We start from the raw sequence: 16825 nt of genomic DNA, 5'->3' as shown, positions 1-16825 counted from the left end.
CGTCAGCCGGCCTTCGCCGCCTGCCAGTCGCGGTCGCCGAAGTCGGGCCGGGCCCGCTGGTAGAACCCGGACAGCAGCGGCGACGAGATCATCAGGTCGGCGCTCATGACGTTGCAGGCCACGCCGATGTTCCAGACCGCCGCGAGCCGCAGCAGCGCCCGGACGTCCGGGTCGTGCGGCTGCGGCTCGAGCGGATCCCAGAAGAAGATCAGCAGGTCGATGACGCCCTCGGCGATCTTCGCGCCGATCTGCTGGTCGCCGCCGACCGGGCCGGACAGGAACCGGGTGACCGGCAGGCCCAGCTCGTACGCGAGCATGGTGCCGGTGGTGCCGGTCGCGTACAGCTGATGCCGGGCCAGCGTGTCGCGGTTGAACGCGGCCCAGCTCAGCAGCTCGACCTTCTTGTTGTCGTGCGCCACGAGGGCGATGTCTCTTCGTGCTCCACTCACCCGGCCAGTCTCGGCCGGGCTCGTGACGTCGTCGTTACGACGGTGTCAGCGCTTGCCGCCGCCGAGCAGGCCGCCGAGGGAACCGAGGAGGTCGCCGAGGCCGCCGCCGGAACCGGAGCCGCCGCCACCGCCGAGCAGGCCGCCCAGGATGTCGGCCAGCCCGCCGCCGGACGACGCCTGCTGGGACGGGGCCGCGCTGCCGCCGCTCTTGACCTTGCCGGCGAGGTAGGACAGCACGATGGGCGCGAGCATCGGCAGCAGCTTGCCGATGAGGTCGGAGCCGCCGCCCTTGCTGTTGAACCCGGCCAGCTGGTTGACGACCTGGTCGCGGTTGCCGCCGAAGACGTTGCTGACGATCTTCTCGCCGTCGTCGGTGTTGACGCGGCCGAGGTCGACGCCGCCGCCGACGAGGTCGTCGTCGTGGTCGTCGAGGGCCTTGGCCAGCGACGCGGCGCCGTCGGCGTCCTGCGCGTTGGCCTGCATGCCGCCGATCAGCGCCGGCAGCGCCTGCCGGGTCGCCTGCTCGGCGGTGTCCTCGTCGACACCGAGCGAGGCCGCGATCTGGTCGATCGGGAGCTGGGCCAGCAGGTCGTCGATGTCCATGGTGTGCCTCTCGGTCGAGGAGTCGCGAGTCTGCGACGAGTATGCCGCCGCGCCGTCCCGCCCGCGACCGGTTCGGGCCCGCGTATCGTCGGAGTCCGCCCAACCTGGAGGAACCGTGATCATCGTCGCCGGTCACCTGCGCGTCGCCGCGGCCGACCGCGAGGCCTACCTCGCCACCTGCGTCGCCGTCGTCGAGCTGGCCCGGGCTGCCGAGGGCTGCCTCGACTACGCGCTGTCGGCCGACGTCGTCGACCCTGAGCGGATCAACGTGTTCGAGCGCTGGGCGTCGCGCGCGGCGCTGGACGCGTTCCGCGGCGACGGCGCCGGCGACGAGCAGGTCGCGCTCCTCACCGGCGCCGACGTCCGCGAGTTCACCGCGAGCGACGAGACCCGGCTCTAGGCGGCCAGCCCCGCCACCAGCCCGATCGCCAGCAGCTTCAGCAGCCAGTCGCCGCCGTGGACGGCGGCGGTGCGCCACGGCACGCCGTCGTGGAACATGGCGCCGGTCCACAGCACCAGCGGGAACCCGATCCACAGCGCCAGGCCGAGCAGCAGCCCGCCGCCCGCCGAGGTGACGTCCGCGGCGGACGCCACGCCGACGACGACGGCGGCCAGCACGAGGGCGCGGGCCACCTCGACGACCGGCAGCTGCCAGGCCGCCCGACGCGGCGGCGGACCTCCGGCGGCGGCCGGCGCGCCCACCACGCCGTAGTAGACGAACCCCAGCAGGAACGCCGCGACGCCACCGAGCGCGACGGCGGCGAGGGACACGTCAGGCATCGGAACCGCCCTCCAGCCCGGCCTTGAGGCCGTCGAGCCGCTCGCGCCAGAACGCCTTCGTCGCCGCCGCGGCGTCGGCGTCGGCCAGCCGGACGTGCGAGACGGTGACGCGGGTGCGGCCGGCGTCGCGGACGTCGAAGACGAGGTGCACGCGCGACGGGCCGCCGTCCCAGTCGAACCGCGCGGACGCGGGGCGGGTCGCGGTGCGCTCGGTCAGCTTGGCGTCCGGCAGCCAGGCCGCCCGCTGCGACGGGTCGACGACGGCGTCGTAGAGGCGTTCGGCGCTGACCGCGACGGTGCGCGAGACGCTGACGGTGAAGCCGTCGTCGTGCTGCCCGACGGCGCGGCCGAGCCGGGCCCGCTCGTAGCTGCCGACGACGGCCTGCGCGTTCCACGCCAGCGGCACGACGCCGAGCTGGTCGGCGACCCAGCGGGCGGTCTCGCGGTGCGGCTTCTCGGCGGCGCCCCACTCGTCGAGCAGGTCGAACCACTCTTCCCAGCCGCGGCCGGTGCGCTCGCGGATGGTCTCGTCGGACGTGGCGAGGACGGGCTTCGCGGCGGAGGCGTCACCCGCTCCGGCCAGCAGGACGGCCCGCGCCGCGGTGTAGCTCTCGCCGGTCTTGGCCATGCGCGAGCGGACGAGCTGCTTGAAGGATCGTTGCCTGGTCATCGGTGTTCCTCTCGTCGGCGGCCCGACGCGACTCACGCTCGCGACGTCCGCCGGAAAGGACACACCGAACCGGCATCCCGAGGACTCGAGCCCCCTTTGCCCTCGCTACCGCCGGTGGCGTGAGCACCGGAACCGAGGGTTGGGCGCGGGACGGCGCCACGACGTCAACCTACACCCACGCGAGCGAGGCGTCGATGAGCCGCTGGGCGAGCGCGGCGAACGCCGGGTTGGTCTCGCGGTAGTACGGCGCCGCCATCAGCCCCTTGACCAGCGCGTAGCCGCGGGCCCGCGCCCACGCGTCGTCGTCGGGACCGAGCTCGGCGCGGAACGCGTCGCGGGCCGCGCCGCTGAACACGCACCACGCGGGCAGCAGGTCGTACGCGCCGTCGCCGGCCCCGGCGGCACCGAAGTCGAGCACCGCGGACAGCGCGCCGCCGGACGCCAGCAGGTTCACCGGCAGCAGGTCGCCGTGCACCCAGACCCGCTCGCCGTCCCACGTCTCGGCGGCCAGCGCGGCCTCCCAAACGGCGATCGCGGCGGCCGCGCGGCCGGGGTCGAGCAGCGTCGCGACGGCGGACCGCACGGCGTCGTCGTCATCGGCGAGCGGGCGCACCCCGCGCCCGTCCGGCACGCCGTTCACGGGCACCGAGCGCAGCGCCCGGACGAACCCGGCCAGCCGCGCCGCCGCTCCGACGTCGTCCACCGGGCCGCCGGGCGCCACCGGCACGCCGTCGATCCACCGGTACACCGCCCAGACGAGCGGGAACTCCTCGACCGGCGCGCCGGTCACGACCGGCTCCGGTATCGCCAGCGGCAGCCCGGCGGTGGCCAGCCGCGGCAACCACTCCAGCTCGGCCTCGAGGTCCGCGGTCGACGACGGCAGCAGCGGCAGCCGCACCGCGTGCTCGTCGCCGAGCCGGTAGATCGCGTTCACCGTCCCCGCCGACCGGACGGGGAACAGCGGCAGCCCGGCCCACCGCGGGAACTGCGCGTCGACCAGGCGGCGCACCAGCGCGACGTCGATCGCCACCTGGCCGGCGTGCATGCGCGGCGTCACGCCCGCACCGGCCCGGCGCGCAGCACCCCGCGCACCTCGTCGACGGTGATGGTGTGCGGGTCGAAGTCGGTCAGCCACCACGTGGCGCCGGCCGCCTCGTACGCGGCGAGGTCGGCGTCGGCCGGCAGCCCGACGGCGACGTCGTACGGCCCGTCCGCACCGGCCTCGGCGCGCAGCCGCCGGACCGTCCCGACGGCCTCCGCGAGCTGGTCCGGGTGGTCGAGGTTGACCGGGAAGAAGCCGTCGTGGCGTGCGGCCCGGCGCAGCGGCGCGGTGTTGCCGGGGAACCCGGCGATCCACACCGGAATGCCGCTGGGCGGCGGCTCGAACGCGATGTCGTCGACGACGTAGTGCTCGCCGCGGTGCCGTACGGGCGCGCCGGACCAGGCGGCGCGCAGCACGGCCAGCGACTCGTCCAGCATGGCCGCCCGGACGCGGTCGTCGAGCTCTTCGCCGGTGCGGGAGAACTCCTCGCCGAACCGGTCGCTGCCCAGTCCGGCGCCGAGGATCAGCCGGCCGCCGGAGAGCCGGTCCAGCGACGCGGTCTCGCGGGCCAGCTTGGCCGGCCGGCGGCGGGCCAGCGGCGTCACCATCGGCCCGAACCGCAGCCGCTCGGTCACCGCCGCCGCGGCGGCGAGCGTGATCCACGGGTCGGCCGCCGCGCGCACCGGTGCACGCCAGCGCAGGTGGTCCCAGACGAACAGGCCGTCCCAGCCGGCTTCCTCGGCCTCGGCCGCCAGCCGCACCACGACGGCGGGGTCGGACAGCTCGTCGAACAGCGGCAGCCACAGGCCCGAGCGCAGCGTCATCGGGACACCGTAGCGGTCGCCGCCGCCGTCGCGAGGTCATTCCACGGTGCGCAGGATCTGCTCGATCGAGGTGGTGCGCGAGCGCAGCTCCGCGACGTCGGAGGCGGTGCGCTGCTGGGCGTCGAGGGAGGTCTCGGCGAGCTGCTCGTATCGGCCCACCAGCTGGCGCAGCTGGTCCTCCTGGGCGGCGACCAGCCGGGTCTTGCGCATCTCGAGGAACGTCGCCATCGACGCGCCGACGAGGAAGATCACCAGGGCGACCACGCCCAGGAAGATCATCGCCGCCGGCCAGGTGATGTCGTCCATCAGGACTCCTTGGAAGTGAGGGTCTGGGCCGCGGCGGCCAGCGCCGCGGGGGTGAGGTGCAGGTCGAAGGCGGTGACCTCGTAGAACTTCATCGCCTTGCCGTCGTCGGACAGCTCCAGCCGGCCGGCGACCAGCCCGGCCGCCTCGAGCTTCTGCAGGTGCATGTGCAGCAGCGGGCGGCTGACGCCGATCTCGCGGGCCAGGTGGCTGACGTAGTCGCGCCCGCCGGCCAGCGTCGCGACGATGCGCAGCCGGATGGGGTTGGCGAGCGCGGCGAGCATCTCGACCAGCTGGTCGCCGCTCGGCGCGTCTGCCATCAGAACCCTCCGACAGGTGTAAGAAAATGCTGACAGGTGTCACGCTACGCTGAAACGGGGCCTGGGCGCAAGAGGGCTTTCGCCGGCGGCGAACCGGACTCCCGGAACCGGGGTCGGCGCGGTTAGCGTGGCGTCATGAGCGGCCCGGAGGAACACGAGGAGCGGCCGACGCCGCTGCTGCGCACGATGGTCGGTGACGTCCTGCGGCGCACGCGGCAGGAGCAGGGCCGCACGCTGGCCGACGTCGCGTCCGACGCCAAGGTCTCGATGCCCTACCTGTCCGAGCTCGAACGCGGCCGCAAGGAGGGCTCGTCCGAGGTGCTCGCCGCGGTCTGCGACGCGCTCGGCCTCGAGCTGTCCGACCTGCTCGGCGCCGTCCGGCACGACCTCGTCGAGCACCGCGCCACAGTCATCCGGCTCGACACCGTCCGCGCGCTGCGCCGCCGCGACCCCGTCCGCCGTCCGTCGGCCGGCCGGGGCGGCGACGTCCTCCTGCTCGCGGCGTGAGAACGCGCCCGGCCGCGTGAGCAGCCGGGCGCGTCGGGTGTGCCCTCAGCCTCAGCCGTACGTCGCGCCGGCCGGCACCGCCTTCCGGCTGTCGATGATCCGGTCGGCCAGGCCGTAGGCGACCGCCTCGGCCGCGTCGAACGTCTTGTGGCGGTCGGTGTCGGCGCGGATCTTCTCCACCGGGTGGCCGGTGTGCCGGCTGAGCACCGCGTCCATCTCGGAGCGCACCTTCGCCACCTCCTTGGCCTGCACGGCGAGGTCGGGCAGGGTGCCGCGGGCCTGGCTGGACGGCTGGTGCAGCATGACCTTCGCGTGCGGCAGCACGAACCGCCGCCCGGGCGCGCCGGCGGCCAGCAGCACCGCCGCGGTCTCCGACGCCTGGCCCATGCAGGTGGTCGAGACCGGCGGCGTCACGAACTGCATGGTGTCGTAGATCGCGGTCAGCGCGCTGTACGTCCCGCCGGGGGAGTTGATGTACAGCCCGATCTCCAGCTCCGCGCTGACCGACTCGAGGTGCAGCAGCTGGGCCATGACGACGTTGGCGACGCCGTCGTCGATGGGCGTGCCGATGAAGACGATGCGCTCGTTCAGCAGCCGCGAGTAGATGTCGAAGGCGCGCTCGCCCGTCGGCGTCTTCTCGATCACCGTCGGGATCGTGTACTGGCTCATGCGCCCACCCCCACGACCGGGCGCCCGGACGCCGGCCGGACGTCGTCCATGCGCTCGACGACGTGGTCGATGAAGCCGTAGGCCAGCGCCTCGTCGGCGGTGTACCAGCGGTCGCGCTGGCTGTCGGCCTCGATGCGTTCCGGCGTCTGGCCGGTGTGCTCCGCCGTCAGCCTCGTCATCAGCGTCGACGTGTAGGCCAGCTGCTGCGAGTAGATCTCGATGTCCGCCGCCGTGCCGCCGAACCCGGCCGAGCCCTGGTGCATGAGCACCTGCGCGTGCGGCAGGCTGAACCGCTTGCCCGGGGTGCCGGCGGTGAGCAGGAACTGGCCCATGCTCGCCGCCAGCCCCATGGCCAGCGTGCTGACGTCGTTCGGGATCAGCCGCATCGTGTCGTAGATCGCCAGCCCGGCGCTGACCGAGCCGCCGGGGGAGTTGATGTAGAGGCTGATGTCGCTGCGCGGGTCCTCCGCGGACAACAGCAGCAGTTGCGCGCACAGCCGGTTGGCGATGGGGTCGTCGACCTCGGTGCCCAGGACGATGATCCGTTGGTGCAGCAGCCGGGTGGCGAGCTGGTCGTCCAGTGTTCCGGTGAGCGGTCCCGCGTTCGTCATGTGTGTCTCCCTTCTGCCCTCGATCATTCGCCGGGCGGGAGTGCTGCTCCAACAGAATCTGCTGGCAGCAGAGGCGGCGGCCGGGATCAGCCGCGGCGGCCCCAGACGAGGTACGCGACCGGGCCGGTGGGCTGCACGGCCAGTGCCGGCCACCACAGCGCCTTCGGCCCACGGACCTGGGCGGACGGACGGCGCGCGAGGTCGGCCGCCGCGGCCGCCGTGAGCACCAGTTCGGCGGCGCCCAGGGCGACGATGGCGGTGCGCTGCGCGGTGGAGAGGTCGCTCCACCGCCGGGTCGAGGTCATGCCTCGACGCTATCAGCGCAGGCGGTCGTAGGTGAGGTAGATGGCGCCGGACTCCGACGTCGCCAGGTCGGCCAGCGACCACGAGCTGCGCGGTACGCCGTCCTCGAACAGCCGGGCGCCGCCGCCGACCAGCTCGGGGCAGAGGTTCAGCGTCAGCCGGTCCACCTCGCCGGCGTCGAGCAGCGTGCGGATGAGGCTCACGCTGTTCTGGATGACGATGTCGCCGCCGGGCCGCGTGCGAAGTGCGCGTACCTCCGTGACGGGGTCGTGCTGGGCCAGCCGGGAGTTCTGCCAGGGCGTCTCGGTCAGGGTCGTCGAGAACACCACCTTCTCGACGTCGTCCAGCCAGCGGGCCAGCGCGCGGTCGCGCGGCTCGGCGTTCTCGTCCCGCGCGACGGACGGCCAGAAGCCGCCGAAGCCCTGGTAGTTCTTCCGGCCGAGCAGGATCGTGGTGGCGGTGGTGGTCATCCGGACCGACTGGTCGCGCTGCGAGTCGGTGAGTGCGTGCGGCGCCACCCAGCTCATGTCGTGCTCGCCGCCGGGGCCGTAGTAGCGGCCGTCCAGCGAGAGCGACAGGTTGGCGACGACGCGGCGGGTGCTGGTCTCGGTCATGATCGGTTCCTCCGGTTCGGTGTCGGGCTGACGGATCGATCCTGTCGCCGTTGGGAGCGCGGAACATCTGCCACCTGGCCGATCTGATGCGACACTCCTGGGTGATGTCCGACGTCGCCCACCTGCCGCTCGAGCTGTCGTCGTTCGTCGGCCGGCACGGTGAACTGGCCACCGTCGCTGCCGAGGTCCGCGCGGGCCGGCTGCTCACGCTGGCCGGGCCGGGCGGCTGCGGGAAGACCCGGCTGGCGGTCCGCGTCTGCCGCGACCTCGCCGGCGACTGGCCGGAGGTCGTGTGGGCCGGGCTGGAGGACGTGGCGGACGGCGCCGGCGACGGCGTGGTCGCGCGGGTGGCGGACCGGCTGGACCTGGCGTTGCCGGACGGGCCGGACCGCGCGGGGGCGCTGGCGTACGCGCTGCGCGGACGGCGGCTGCTGCTGGCGCTGGACAACTGCGAGCACGTCGCCGCCTCGGTCGCCGCGCTGGCTGCGGCGGTGCTGGCGCGCTGCCCGGAGGTCGCGCTGCTGGCCACCGGACGGGCGTCGCTCGGCCTCGAGGGGGAGCGGGTGCACCGGGTGCCGCCGCTGGAGCTGGCCGACGCGCTGGAGCTGTTCCTCGACCGCGCCGGCGCGACCGGCGACCCCGCGGCCGTGGCGGGCGCGCGCCGGGTCTGCGACCGGCTGGACCGGCTGCCGCTCGCGCTGGAGCTGGCGGCCGGCTGGGCCGGCACGCTGACCCCGGCGCAGATCGCCGACTCGCTGTCCGACCCGTACGCGCTGCTCGACGGCGGCGCCCGGACGGCGGCGTTCCGGCAGCGCACGCTCGAGGCGTCGATGCGGTGGAGCCACTCGCTGCTCGACGACGACGAACGGGTGCTGTTCCGGCGGCTGGCCGTGTTCGAGCCGGGGTTCGCCGCCGACGCCGTCGTCGCCGTGGCCGGGCTGCCCGCGCCGGTGGCGCTGAAGGCGCTGCGCGGGCTGATCGACACCTCGCTGGTGGTCGCCGACGCGACCGGGCCGGTGGCGCGGTACCGCCTGCTCGGCGTCGTCCGCACGTACGCGCGGGCCCGGCTGGACGAGGCGGGCGAGACGGCTGCCGTCAGCGACCGGCACCTCTCCTGGTGCCTGGACCGGGTGGACGCGCTGGCGCCGCTGCTGGAGACCGATCGCGACGCCTGGCGCGCAGCCGCCGGCGCCGAGTACCCGAACCTGCGCGCGGCCGCCGAGTGGGGACTGAGCCGCGACGACGCGACCGCCGGGCGGCGGCTGGCGGCCGGGCTGGCGTGGCTGTGGCACCTGGAGTCGCGCGGCGCCGAAGGGCTGACGCTGCTGCGGCGCGCCGCCGAGCGCGGAGCCGGGCGCGGGGCCGGGCGCGAGACCGGTGAGCGGACGCCGCTGCAGGCGCGGGTGCTGACGGCGCTCGCGGTGGTCGCCGACACCGCCGTGCCGGGCGGCGACGGGTACCGCGCGGCGCACGAGGCGCTGGAGCTGCCCGCCGACCCGGAGACGGCGGCGCTGGCGCGGTCGCTGGTGGCGATCGGCTGGGTCGGCAGCGACCTCGGCCGGGCCCGGGCCGAGGCGGTCCGCGCTCGCGACGACGCGCGGGCGGCCGGCGCCGGGTTCGTCGCCGACGCGTCGCAGGCGCTGATCGGCCTCGTCCACCTGCTCCGCGACCAGCACCGCGACGCCGTCGCCGAGCTCGAACCGGCGGTCGCCGGGCTGCTCGCCCGCGGCGACCGCGCCACGGCGTCGTCGGCGCTGAGCTGGCTGGCCGCCGCCACCGCCCAGCTCGGCGACGTCACCCGGGCCGCCGAGCTGGCCGAGCGCGCCGTCGAGACCGCCCGGCCGCTGCACGACGTCCACCGCATCGCCATCGCCGCCACCAGGCTGGCCGAGCTGCGTACCCTTCAGGGCCGCCCGGACGACGCGGCCGCCGTCCTGGCGCCGGTCGACGAGATCGCCGCCGGCGCCGAGCCGCCGCCGTACCTGCCCGGCTGGGAGCGTGCGCACGCGCTCGTCGCGCTGCGGCAGGGCCGGCCCGCCGACGCCGTCGAGTGGAGCCGCCGCGAACTGCGTTGGCTGCCCGAGCCGCGGGAGGCGCTGTTGCTGCCGGAGAGCCGGCTGGTGCTGGCGGCGGCGCTGCGGGCCGCGGGTTCGGTGTCCGCGGCGTCCGACGTGCTGACCGGACTGGCCGCCGACGACGCCGTGCGCGACCGGCCGCGGATCCGGGCCGACCTGCTCGCCGAGCAAGCGCTGCTGGCGGGCGATGATGCGCTGCGGCTGCAGCACGAGGCGCTGCGGCTGCGCGCCGACCACGACCTCGTCCTCGGCTGCATCGACAGCCTCGGCGCGCTGGCGGCGCTGCTGGCCGCGCGGGGAGCCGCCGACGCGGCCGGGGTGCTGGCCGGCGCGGCCGAGCGGGCGAGAGAGACGGCGGGGCTGCCCGGCGGACCGGCGGTCGCGGTGGACCCGTCCGCCGTCGACCCGCCCGCCGTCGACCCGTCCTCGGTCGAGCAGGGCCGCGCGCTGCCGCTCGCCGACGCCGTCGCCTACGCGATGCGCGCCCGCGGCCCGCGCCGCCGTCCGGACCACGGCTGGGCCAGCCTCACGCCCGCCGAACGCTCGGTCGTCGACCTCGCCGTCCAGGGGCTGTCCAACCCGGAGATCGGCGCGCGGCTGTTCATGAGCCGCGGCACCGTCAAGACCCACCTGGCGCACGTGTACGCGAAGCTGCAGGTCGCGAACCGGACCGAGCTCGCCGCCCTGCCGCGCGACGAGCCCCGGTGAGGCTCGCCGGGCAGGCGTCACCCCGATGGCGCCGCGGATCTGGTGGCCGCGCCGATGCGTTCCGGTGCGCGGACGTAGTGGTGCCCGGTCGGGCTGCGCCATCGGGTGGACCCGTCGCGATGCCGGGTGACCGACCAGCCGCCACGGTGTTTGAGCAGGTGGTGAGTGGTGCACAGGGCGTGGCAGTTGGCTGGGCTGGTGGGCCCGCCGGTCTCGAACGGCACGGCGTGGTCGATGTCGCAGGCGCGTGCGGACCGGTGGCAGCCCGGTGCGCGGCAGGTGCGGTCGCGGGCGACGATGAAGTCGGCGAGCGCCGTCGTGGGCCGATACCTGGCGCGGCCGTGGTCGAGGAGCTGCCCTGTGCCGGGCTCGGTGCGCAGCCAGGTCCAGACCCCGGCGGCGGCGAGCTCCCGGGCGGTGGCCGCGGGGATGTGCCCGTAGCCGTCGAGGTCGCCGGGGTGGTCGTCGAGGCCGATCAGCGTGCTGAAGGGCACCGTGACCTGGACGACGACCGGACGCCGCCGCGCCGTGCCCCGCCTGCCGGCGCGGGAGGCGGCGCGAGCGGTGCGGTCGCCGTCGCCGGGTGCCGTGCGTGCGTCCGGGGAAGCAGCGCGGTCGCTGGCGGTGCGGGCGGTGCGTGCGCCCGGGGACGCGGCGCGGTCGTCGTCGGCAGCACGGGCGGTGGAACCGGCGCCGCAGGCGGCGAGGGCCGTCCAGGCGAGCTCGGCGAGGGCGTCGGCGCGGCGCTGGTCGTGGGTGCGGGCCGGTGCACTGGCGGCGGCATCGGCGCGCTTGGCATCGGCCGCGGCGGCGTTCAGCGCGGTGCTGAGCGCAGTGGCGTCTTCGGCCGGCAGGAGCGCCTCGAGGAAGGCCATGCCCTCCGCGGCCGGGGTGACGGCGGCGTAGCGGCCGTCCCTCGCCTGCTGATGGCGTTCGGCGGTCTCGGCCGGAGCGAGCTGATGCAGCAGCCGCGTGACCAGCTTGCGCAGCGCGACCGCGTCGAGCCCCGGCGCGTCCGGGAGCACCGCGGCCTCGACCCGGGCTCGGACGTCGGGGTGCTGGCTGCCGAGTTCGCCGGTGATGACCCGCGCCCGGCGCAGGTCGATGGCCCCCGCTGACAGGGCCGCATGGGTGGCGGGGAAGTCGTGCACCAGCTGGAGCGCGTGGCCGACCTGGTGCTCGGCCTGCCTGGCGGTGACCTGGCAGCGTCCGGCGATTTCCACCGCTGTGTTCGTGACCGGATGGAGCGACCGGTAGCCGGCGGCGTCGGGCCGCAGCTGCGGGTGCGACGCCAGTTCCGCCAGCGTGGCGGCCTCGCCCGCGGCGACCCAGGCGGCCAGCCGTGCCCAACGGGCCGCGGCCTCGACGAGGTCGTAGGCCTCGGCCGCGCCGGGATCGAACGCCGCCAGCGCGGCCGCCAGCAGCGGCCCCGCCGGAGCGTCGGCGCACGGCCCGCGTAGCGGCGCGGAGCCCGCCGCCGCGCCGGCCACCGCGCCGTCCACCGCATCGGCCGCTGCGCCGGGCGAAGGCGCAGTCAGCAGCGTTTTATCGAACATGTAGATGATCTTAGCCGCCTCCACTTCCAAGATCAACTCGGCCCGACGGGCAGCCGCCCTCCGCTGGCCGTCACCGTCCGGGCGTGGCAGGATTCTGAGGGTGACCAGCACCACGGACGACGTTCAGCGGCTGCGCGATCTCGCCCGGCTGCGGCGCGTCCGCGACCGCATCGACCGCGAGTACGCCCAGCCGCTCGACGTCGAGGCGCTGGCCCGGGGCGCGAACATGTCCGCCGGTCACCTCAGCCGCGAGTTCAAGCGGGCCTACGGCGAGTCGCCGTACTCGTACCTCATGACGCGGCGCATCGAGCGGGCGATGATGCTGCTGCGGCGCGGCGACCTCAGCGTCACCGAGGTGTGCTTCGCCGTCGGCTGCCAGTCGCTGGGGACGTTCAGCACCCGGTTCACCGAGCTGGTCGGCGTCCCGCCCAGCGCCTACCGCGCCCGCACCGCCCAGCCGGCGCCGGAGATGCCGTCGTGCATCACGAAGCAAGTCACCCGGCCGATCAGGAAACGAGAAGCGCCGGCTGACACAGCGCAACTAGCGTGACGTCCATGGACATCACCATCCACAACACGTTCCTGCCGCAGACCGACCCCGACGCCGCGCTCGCGTTCTACCGCGACGTCCTCGGCTTCGAGCTGCGCATGGACGTCGGCTACGAGGGGATGCGCTGGCTCACGGTCGGGCCGCCGAACCAGCCGGGCACGTCCGTCGTCCTGCACCCGCCGGCCGCCGACCCGGGCATCACCGACGACGAGCGCCGCACCATCCTCGAGCTCATCGCCAAGGGCACCTACGGCGCGCTCACGCTGGCCACCCCCGACCTCGACGGCGTCTTCGACCGGCTGCAGGCCAGCGGCGCCGAGGTGCTGCAAGAGCCGACCGACCAGCCCTACGGCGTGCGCGACTGCGCGTTCCGCGACCCGTCGGGCAACGTCATCCGCATCAACCAGGCGAGTTGAGTCGGCCGGTCAACCGGTCCTACCGCGAGGTCCTGCGGCACCCGGGCGTGGCCGGGTTGCTCGCCGGCGACCTGCTGGCCGGCGCCGGCACCGGCATGCTGCTGGTGGCGATGCCGGTGCAACGCTGCCGGTGCTGATCGGCGGGCTGCTGGTGGGCTCGCTGTTCCGGCTGGCCGGGTCGAGCAGCCGCCGCCTGCTGGCCACGTCGATGGCCGTCGACGACGGCCGGTTCGCCGTCAACGGGCTGCTCGGCCTGAACACGTCGGTCGCGCTGTACGTCGTCGGGCCGGTGCTGGGCGGCATCGTCGTCGCGTCCGCGGGCGCCGGGGTGGCGCTGCTGGCCGACGCCGCCGGGACGCTGGACGCGGGGGCGTCCGCGCTGGGCCTGTTGTGGGGCGCGCTGGGCGTCGGCGCGTTCGTCGGCGCCCCCATCGTGAACCAGCTGCGCCACCTGCCGCAGCGGCACCTCCTCGTCGCGATCGTCGCGCTGTGGGGGCTGTGCCCGATCGCGCTGTCCGTCACCGTGCGTCCGACGAGCACCAGCCGGTCGTCACGCTCTGGACCACTGGCGCGACGGTGGCCGCGCCGCTCGGGCTGCTGGCCGGCGGGCCGCTGATCGAGCTGGCCGGGGTCACCGGCGGCCTCGTGCTGTCGGGCGCGTTGACGCTGCTGCTGGTGCCGATCGCCGCCGTCGCCGTGCTGGGACGGCGCTAGGGTCGGTGCGCATGGACGGCTCCGCGGCGGTCGAGATCGCCTGCGACGAGTCCGGCTCCGAGGGAGAGCGGCTCGCCGGCGGCAACACCGACGTCTTCGGCTACGGCAGCGTCCGCGTCGACGCCGCCGCGGCCGCCGCCTGCGTGGCCGAGCTGCGCGCCCGCATCCGCTCGCCGGCTGTCGAGTACAAGGCCAACCACCTGCTGCGCAGCAAGCACCGGGCCGCGCTGGCATGGTTCCTCGGCGCTGACGGGCCGGTCGCCGGCCGCGCCCACGTCTACCTCGTCGACAAGCCGTTCCTGCTGGTCACGCGGGTGGTGGCGGCGGTGGCGGACGGCTCCGAGACCGATGCGGCCGCGCTGTACCGGGCCGGGCCGCGCGCGTTCGGGACCGAGCGGTGGACCGCGTTCCTGACGGCGTCGAACGACCTCCTGCGCGCGGCCGGGCGGCGGCCGGCGCCGGACGATCCGGCGGCGGCGTTCGCCGTCGCGGCGTCGGCGCTGCGGGCGGACGCGGACGCGGCCGGTGACGTCGTGGCCGCGCTGCTGGCCGGGCGGCAGCGCGCCGCGGACCTGCGCGACGCGCTCGACCGCGGGCCCGGCGCGGTCGCGTCGCTGGACCCTCTCCTGCCCGCCTTCGCCCGCGTCGTCGAGCACTGGAGCGCCGGCGGCCGGCCGGTCCGCGTCCTGCACGACGAGCAGCGCATCCTGACGCCGGAGCGGGTCGCCGGACTCGACACCCTGAACGGCCGGCTGGCCGGACTGCGCTTCGCCGACTCGATCGTCGAGCCGCGCGTGCAGGTCGCCGACTTCCTCGCCGGCGTGGCCCGGCGCATCGCCGAGGACGAACTGGCCGGCGCGCACGACCCCGAACTGGCCGGCCTGCTGCGCCCGTACGTCGACCCCGGCTCCCTCTGGGCCGACGACGCGAGCTGGGCGGCGCTCGGCCGGGAAAACCCGTCGCGCACGGGCCGGCCGGCGCCGTAGGCTCGCGGCGTGCGCAGCCCGGAAGCGTCCCGCTAGCCGCCACCGGCCGACCGGTGGCGTGGCTCGACGCTGCCCGCATTCGCACGCGCGGACCCCACCGCACCCCGGCCAGACGCGTCCATCACCGTTCCGGGTCTCGTGGAGTCCGTCATGCCCGTCGTCGTCTACCTGCTCGCCCTGGCCGTGTTCGCCCAGGGCACGTCCGAATTCATGCTGGCCGGCCTGGTGCCGGAGATCGCCGCCGGCCTGTCCGTGTCCGTCGCGGCCGCCGGGTCGCTGACGTCCGCCTACGCCGTCGGCATGGTGGTGGGCGCGCCGGCGATGGCGCTGCTCATCCGCCGGTGGTCGCCGCGGTCGGCGCTGCTGGCCTTCCTGTCCGCCTTCCTCGTCGCGCACGTCGTGGCGGCGACCACCGGCAGCTACGGCGTGCTGGTCGCGACACGCGTGGTCGCGGCGGTGGCGAACGCCGGATTCCTGGCCGTCGCGCTGGGGACGGCCGCCGCGGTGGCGGGGCCGCGGAACACCGGGCGGGCGATCTCGGTGCTGCTGGGCGGCGTGACGGTCGCCTGCATCGCGGGGGTGCCGGGCGGTGCGCTGCTCGGCCAGCTGTGGGGCTGGCGCGCGCCGTTCTGGGCGGTCGCCGTCGTGTGCGGGCCCGCGCTCGCGGCCATCGTCCGCGCCGTGCCCCGCGCACCCGCGGAGCAGCCGGCGCCGACGGGTGCGCGGGCCGAGCTGGCGGTCCTGCGCCGCCCCCGGCTCCGGCTCGTCCTGCTGCTCGGCGCGCTCGTCAACGCCGCCACGTTCGGCGCGTTCACCTACCTCGCGCCGGTGGTCACCGAGATCGCGCGCCTCGGCGACGGCTGGGTGCCGCCGGCGCTGGCGCTGTTCGGTCTCGGGTCGTTCGCCGGGGTGACGATCGGCGGCCGGCTGGCCGACCGGCCCGGCTCGCGGCGCGCACTGGCCGCACTGACGACAGGGCTGCTGGCGGGCTGGGTGCTGACGGCGCTGCTGGCGCACCGGCCGCCGGTCCTGCTGGCGTTGCTGGCCGTGCAGGGGACGCTGTCGTTCGCCGTCGGGTCGGCGCTGATCGCCCGGGCGGTCCGGGCGGCGACGGGCGCGCCGCGGCTGGCCGGCGCCTACGCGACGGCGGCCATGAACGCCGGCGCCGCGGCCGGTCCGTGGCTGGCCGGCGCCGCGCTGACGGCGGGACACCGGGCCCCGCTGTGGGTCAGCGCCGCCCTGGTGACGGCGGCCGCGGCCGTCGCCGGGCTGCGCCGGCTGGTCCGCGCACGGGTGGTCGAGGTGGCCGGTCCCACCCCGTGACCGATCGCCCCGAGCATCACAGCCAGCGGTGGTGCGTTCGGGTCTCCGGCCCCGGACGGGCGGGCGCGGCGGCCGGTCAGCCGTCCTCGGCGCTTCGCAGCACGCCGGTGAGGTGCTCGGCGGCGGCGAGCACCGCGGGCGCGTGCACCCGCCCCGGCTGCCGGGTGAGCCGCTCGATCGGCCCGGAGACGGAGACGGCGGCGACGACGCGGCCGCTGGAGGAGCGGATGGGCGCCGACACCGACGCGACGCCGGGCTCGCGCTCGCCGACGCTCTGCGCCCAGCCGCGACGGCGGACGGCGGCCAGCATGGTGGCGGTGAAACGCGCCCCCTGCAGGCCTCGGTGCATGCGCTCGGGCTCTTCCCAGGCCAGCAGCACCTGGGCCGCCGACCCCGCCAGCATGGTGACGGTGGCGCCGACGGGGATGGTGTCGCGCAGGCCGCTGGGGCGCTCGGCGGCGGCGACGCAGATGCGTTGGTCGCCCTGACGCCGGAAGAGCTGCGTGCTCTCGCCGGTCGCCTCGCGCAGCCGGGCCAGGACGGGTCCGGCGGCGGCCAGCAGGCGGTCCTCGCCCGCCGCGGTGGCCAGCTCGCCGAGGCGTGGGCCCAGGACGAAGCGGCCGTGGAGGTCGCGGGAGACGAGCCGGTGGTGCTCCAGCGCAACGGCGAGGCGGTGGGCCGTCGGCCGGGCGAGTCCGGTGGAGGCCACCAGGTTGGCGAGGGTGGCCGGGCCCGCCTCGAGGGCGGACAAGACGAGTGCCGCCTTGTCTAGAACGCCGACTCCGCTAGAGTTGTCCATGAC

The 16825-nt window shown here is 75.6% G+C and carries 24 protein-coding genes; 10 read left to right on the top strand and 14 right to left on the bottom strand.

Going from position 1 to position 16825, the window contains the following annotated elements; all coding sequences use genetic code 11:
• Nucleotides 1–2: 2 nt before the first annotated feature.
• Both BLV02_RS00705 and BLV02_RS00700 read right to left on the bottom strand, forming a co-directional pair.
• The gene (locus BLV02_RS00705; protein WP_069114019.1) at nt 3–449 is read right to left on the bottom strand and encodes a methylglyoxal synthase; all 447 of its coding nucleotides are present in this window, start codon (nt 447–449) and stop codon (nt 3–5) included.
• Between the two features lie 45 nt (nt 450–494).
• A complete protein-coding gene (locus BLV02_RS00700; RefSeq protein ID WP_069114018.1) occupies nt 495–1052 on the bottom strand; it encodes a DUF937 domain-containing protein in 558 nt (185 codons plus the stop codon).
• A gap of 115 nt (nt 1053–1167) precedes the next feature.
• Here BLV02_RS00700 and BLV02_RS00695 point away from each other — a divergent pair, with 115 nt between their 5' ends.
• Nucleotides 1168–1452 carry a putative quinol monooxygenase gene (locus tag BLV02_RS00695; RefSeq protein WP_069114017.1) on the top strand — a complete coding sequence of 95 codons (285 nt, stop codon included), beginning with the start codon at nt 1168–1170 and terminating at the stop codon, nt 1450–1452.
• Here BLV02_RS00695 and BLV02_RS00690 read toward each other — a convergent pair.
• The 6 genes from BLV02_RS00690 to BLV02_RS00665 all read right to left on the bottom strand — a co-directional run bounded on the left by BLV02_RS00690 (nt 1449) and on the right by BLV02_RS00665 (nt 4991).
• Nucleotides 1449–1832 carry a DUF1761 family protein gene (locus BLV02_RS00690; protein ID WP_069114016.1) on the bottom strand — a complete coding sequence of 128 codons (384 nt, stop codon included), beginning with the start codon at nt 1830–1832 and terminating at the stop codon, nt 1449–1451. The genes BLV02_RS00695 and BLV02_RS00690 overlap by 4 nt on opposite strands.
• Complete coding sequence (locus BLV02_RS00685) at nt 1825–2502, bottom strand: hypothetical protein (protein ID WP_069114015.1); 678 nt, start codon at nt 2500–2502, stop codon at nt 1825–1827. The genes BLV02_RS00690 and BLV02_RS00685 overlap by 8 nt, the downstream gene beginning before the upstream one ends.
• Before the next feature lie 169 nt (nt 2503–2671).
• Nucleotides 2672–3559, bottom strand: coding sequence for a phosphotransferase (locus tag BLV02_RS00680; protein WP_216094486.1), 888 nt, complete (start codon nt 3557–3559; stop codon nt 2672–2674).
• Nucleotides 3556–4368: an LLM class flavin-dependent oxidoreductase gene (locus BLV02_RS00675; RefSeq protein WP_069114014.1), complete on the bottom strand. Its 813-nt coding sequence runs from the start codon at nt 4366–4368 to the stop codon at nt 3556–3558. The genes BLV02_RS00680 and BLV02_RS00675 overlap by 4 nt, the downstream gene beginning before the upstream one ends.
• Before the next feature lie 36 nt (nt 4369–4404).
• Nucleotides 4405–4674 (bottom strand): hypothetical protein, encoded by a 270-nt coding sequence (locus BLV02_RS00670; RefSeq protein ID WP_069114013.1) that lies wholly within the window; start codon nt 4672–4674, stop codon nt 4405–4407.
• Nucleotides 4674–4991 (bottom strand): ArsR/SmtB family transcription factor, encoded by a 318-nt coding sequence (locus tag BLV02_RS00665; RefSeq protein WP_069114012.1) that lies wholly within the window; start codon nt 4989–4991, stop codon nt 4674–4676. The genes BLV02_RS00670 and BLV02_RS00665 overlap by 1 nt, the downstream gene beginning before the upstream one ends.
• Before the next feature lie 135 nt (nt 4992–5126).
• Between BLV02_RS00665 and BLV02_RS37925 the strand changes: the two genes are divergently transcribed.
• Entirely contained in the window at nt 5127–5498 is a 372-nt protein-coding gene (locus BLV02_RS37925) for a helix-turn-helix domain-containing protein (RefSeq protein WP_069114011.1), read from the top strand.
• A gap of 51 nt (nt 5499–5549) precedes the next feature.
• On the opposite strand, the gene BLV02_RS00655 is transcribed toward BLV02_RS37925, so the two are convergent.
• The 4 genes from BLV02_RS00655 to BLV02_RS00640 all read right to left on the bottom strand — a co-directional run bounded on the left by BLV02_RS00655 (nt 5550) and on the right by BLV02_RS00640 (nt 7695).
• On the bottom strand, nt 5550–6167 hold the full coding sequence (locus tag BLV02_RS00655; protein ID WP_069114010.1) for a ClpP family protease: 618 nt from the start codon (nt 6165–6167) through the stop codon (nt 5550–5552).
• Nucleotides 6164–6778 (bottom strand): ClpP family protease, encoded by a 615-nt coding sequence (locus tag BLV02_RS00650; protein ID WP_069114009.1) that lies wholly within the window; start codon nt 6776–6778, stop codon nt 6164–6166. Before BLV02_RS00650 ends, BLV02_RS00655 begins: the two co-directional genes overlap by 4 nt.
• An 86-nt stretch (nt 6779–6864) precedes the next feature.
• Nucleotides 6865–7083 (bottom strand): PLDc N-terminal domain-containing protein, encoded by a 219-nt coding sequence (locus BLV02_RS00645; protein ID WP_069114008.1) that lies wholly within the window; start codon nt 7081–7083, stop codon nt 6865–6867.
• 12 nt (nt 7084–7095) lie between these two features.
• The gene (locus BLV02_RS00640) at nt 7096–7695 is read right to left on the bottom strand and encodes a dihydrofolate reductase family protein (RefSeq protein ID WP_069114007.1); all 600 of its coding nucleotides are present in this window, start codon (nt 7693–7695) and stop codon (nt 7096–7098) included.
• A gap of 104 nt (nt 7696–7799) precedes the next feature.
• On the opposite strand from BLV02_RS00640, the gene BLV02_RS37920 reads away from it, so the two are divergent.
• Entirely contained in the window at nt 7800–10478 is a 2679-nt protein-coding gene (locus BLV02_RS37920) for a helix-turn-helix transcriptional regulator (protein WP_069114006.1), read from the top strand.
• Between the two features lie 17 nt (nt 10479–10495).
• On the opposite strand, the gene BLV02_RS00630 is transcribed toward BLV02_RS37920, so the two are convergent.
• Entirely contained in the window at nt 10496–12148 is a 1653-nt protein-coding gene (locus BLV02_RS00630) for an HNH endonuclease signature motif containing protein (RefSeq protein WP_141711779.1), read from the bottom strand.
• Here BLV02_RS00630 and BLV02_RS00625 point away from each other — a divergent pair.
• From BLV02_RS00625 to BLV02_RS00605, 7 genes are all read left to right on the top strand, one after another.
• Nucleotides 12135–12584 carry a helix-turn-helix transcriptional regulator gene (locus tag BLV02_RS00625; RefSeq protein WP_069114004.1) on the top strand — a complete coding sequence of 150 codons (450 nt, stop codon included), beginning with the start codon at nt 12135–12137 and terminating at the stop codon, nt 12582–12584. The two genes, BLV02_RS00630 and BLV02_RS00625, sit on opposite strands and share 14 nt — an antisense overlap.
• 5 nt (nt 12585–12589) lie before the next feature.
• The gene (locus BLV02_RS00620; RefSeq protein ID WP_069114061.1) at nt 12590–13000 is read left to right on the top strand and encodes a VOC family protein; all 411 of its coding nucleotides are present in this window, start codon (nt 12590–12592) and stop codon (nt 12998–13000) included.
• Entirely contained in the window at nt 12997–13137 is a 141-nt protein-coding gene (locus tag BLV02_RS36980) for a hypothetical protein (RefSeq protein WP_216094485.1), read from the top strand. Before BLV02_RS00620 ends, BLV02_RS36980 begins: the two co-directional genes overlap by 4 nt.
• Nucleotides 13131–13616 carry an MFS transporter gene (locus BLV02_RS00615; RefSeq protein ID WP_069114003.1) on the top strand — a complete coding sequence of 162 codons (486 nt, stop codon included), beginning with the start codon at nt 13131–13133 and terminating at the stop codon, nt 13614–13616. Before BLV02_RS36980 ends, BLV02_RS00615 begins: the two co-directional genes overlap by 7 nt.
• Nucleotides 13577–13714: a hypothetical protein gene (locus tag BLV02_RS36975; protein ID WP_216094480.1), complete on the top strand. Its 138-nt coding sequence runs from the start codon at nt 13577–13579 to the stop codon at nt 13712–13714. The genes BLV02_RS00615 and BLV02_RS36975 overlap by 40 nt, the downstream gene beginning before the upstream one ends.
• Before the next feature lie 11 nt (nt 13715–13725).
• Nucleotides 13726–14700, top strand: coding sequence for a DUF3800 domain-containing protein (locus BLV02_RS00610; RefSeq protein ID WP_069114002.1), 975 nt, complete (start codon nt 13726–13728; stop codon nt 14698–14700).
• A 150-nt stretch (nt 14701–14850) separates the two neighbouring features.
• Entirely contained in the window at nt 14851–16023 is a 1173-nt protein-coding gene (locus BLV02_RS00605) for a Cmx/CmrA family chloramphenicol efflux MFS transporter (RefSeq protein ID WP_069114060.1), read from the top strand.
• Nucleotides 16024–16099: 76 nt separating this feature from the next.
• Here the strand turns inward: BLV02_RS00605 and BLV02_RS00600 are convergent, their stop codons facing one another.
• A complete protein-coding gene (locus BLV02_RS00600) occupies nt 16100–16822 on the bottom strand; it encodes an IclR family transcriptional regulator (RefSeq protein ID WP_046771421.1) in 723 nt (240 codons plus the stop codon).
• Nucleotides 16823–16825: the final 3 nt, after the last annotated feature.

The organism is Jiangella alba (assembly GCF_900106035.1).
Lineage (GTDB): Bacteria > Actinomycetota > Actinomycetes > Jiangellales > Jiangellaceae > Jiangella > Jiangella alba.
Note: the sequence above shows the minus strand (reverse complement) of the source record. Positions and strands in the feature narration are given on the sequence as shown.

Excerpts from the sequence above, each read along its gene's own strand:
- BLV02_RS00690 (WP_069114016.1), bottom strand. The coding sequence starts at position 1,832 with ATGCCTGACGTGTCCCTCGCCGCCGTCGCGCTCGGTGGCGTCGCGGCG.
- BLV02_RS37925 (WP_069114011.1), top strand. The coding sequence starts at position 5,127 with ATGAGCGGCCCGGAGGAACACGAGGAGCGGCCGACGCCGCTGCTGCGC.
- BLV02_RS00605 (WP_069114060.1), top strand. The coding sequence starts at position 14,851 with ATGCCCGTCGTCGTCTACCTGCTCGCCCTGGCCGTGTTCGCCCAGGGC.
- BLV02_RS00675 (WP_069114014.1), bottom strand. The coding sequence starts at position 4,368 with ATGACGCTGCGCTCGGGCCTGTGGCTGCCGCTGTTCGACGAGCTGTCC.
- BLV02_RS00640 (WP_069114007.1), bottom strand. The coding sequence starts at position 7,695 with ATGACCGAGACCAGCACCCGCCGCGTCGTCGCCAACCTGTCGCTCTCG.
- BLV02_RS00600 (WP_046771421.1), bottom strand. The coding sequence starts at position 16,822 with ATGGACAACTCTAGCGGAGTCGGCGTTCTAGACAAGGCGGCACTCGTC.
- BLV02_RS00670 (WP_069114013.1), bottom strand. The coding sequence starts at position 4,674 with ATGGACGACATCACCTGGCCGGCGGCGATGATCTTCCTGGGCGTGGTC.
- BLV02_RS37920 (WP_069114006.1), top strand. The coding sequence starts at position 7,800 with ATGTCCGACGTCGCCCACCTGCCGCTCGAGCTGTCGTCGTTCGTCGGC.
- BLV02_RS00645 (WP_069114008.1), bottom strand. The coding sequence starts at position 7,083 with ATGACCTCGACCCGGCGGTGGAGCGACCTCTCCACCGCGCAGCGCACC.
- BLV02_RS00650 (WP_069114009.1), bottom strand. The coding sequence starts at position 6,778 with ATGACGAACGCGGGACCGCTCACCGGAACACTGGACGACCAGCTCGCC.
- BLV02_RS00665 (WP_069114012.1), bottom strand. The coding sequence starts at position 4,991 with ATGGCAGACGCGCCGAGCGGCGACCAGCTGGTCGAGATGCTCGCCGCG.
- BLV02_RS00620 (WP_069114061.1), top strand. The coding sequence starts at position 12,590 with ATGGACATCACCATCCACAACACGTTCCTGCCGCAGACCGACCCCGAC.
- BLV02_RS00655 (WP_069114010.1), bottom strand. The coding sequence starts at position 6,167 with ATGAGCCAGTACACGATCCCGACGGTGATCGAGAAGACGCCGACGGGC.
- BLV02_RS00685 (WP_069114015.1), bottom strand. The coding sequence starts at position 2,502 with ATGACCAGGCAACGATCCTTCAAGCAGCTCGTCCGCTCGCGCATGGCC.
- BLV02_RS00610 (WP_069114002.1), top strand. The coding sequence starts at position 13,726 with ATGGACGGCTCCGCGGCGGTCGAGATCGCCTGCGACGAGTCCGGCTCC.
- BLV02_RS00700 (WP_069114018.1), bottom strand. The coding sequence starts at position 1,052 with ATGGACATCGACGACCTGCTGGCCCAGCTCCCGATCGACCAGATCGCG.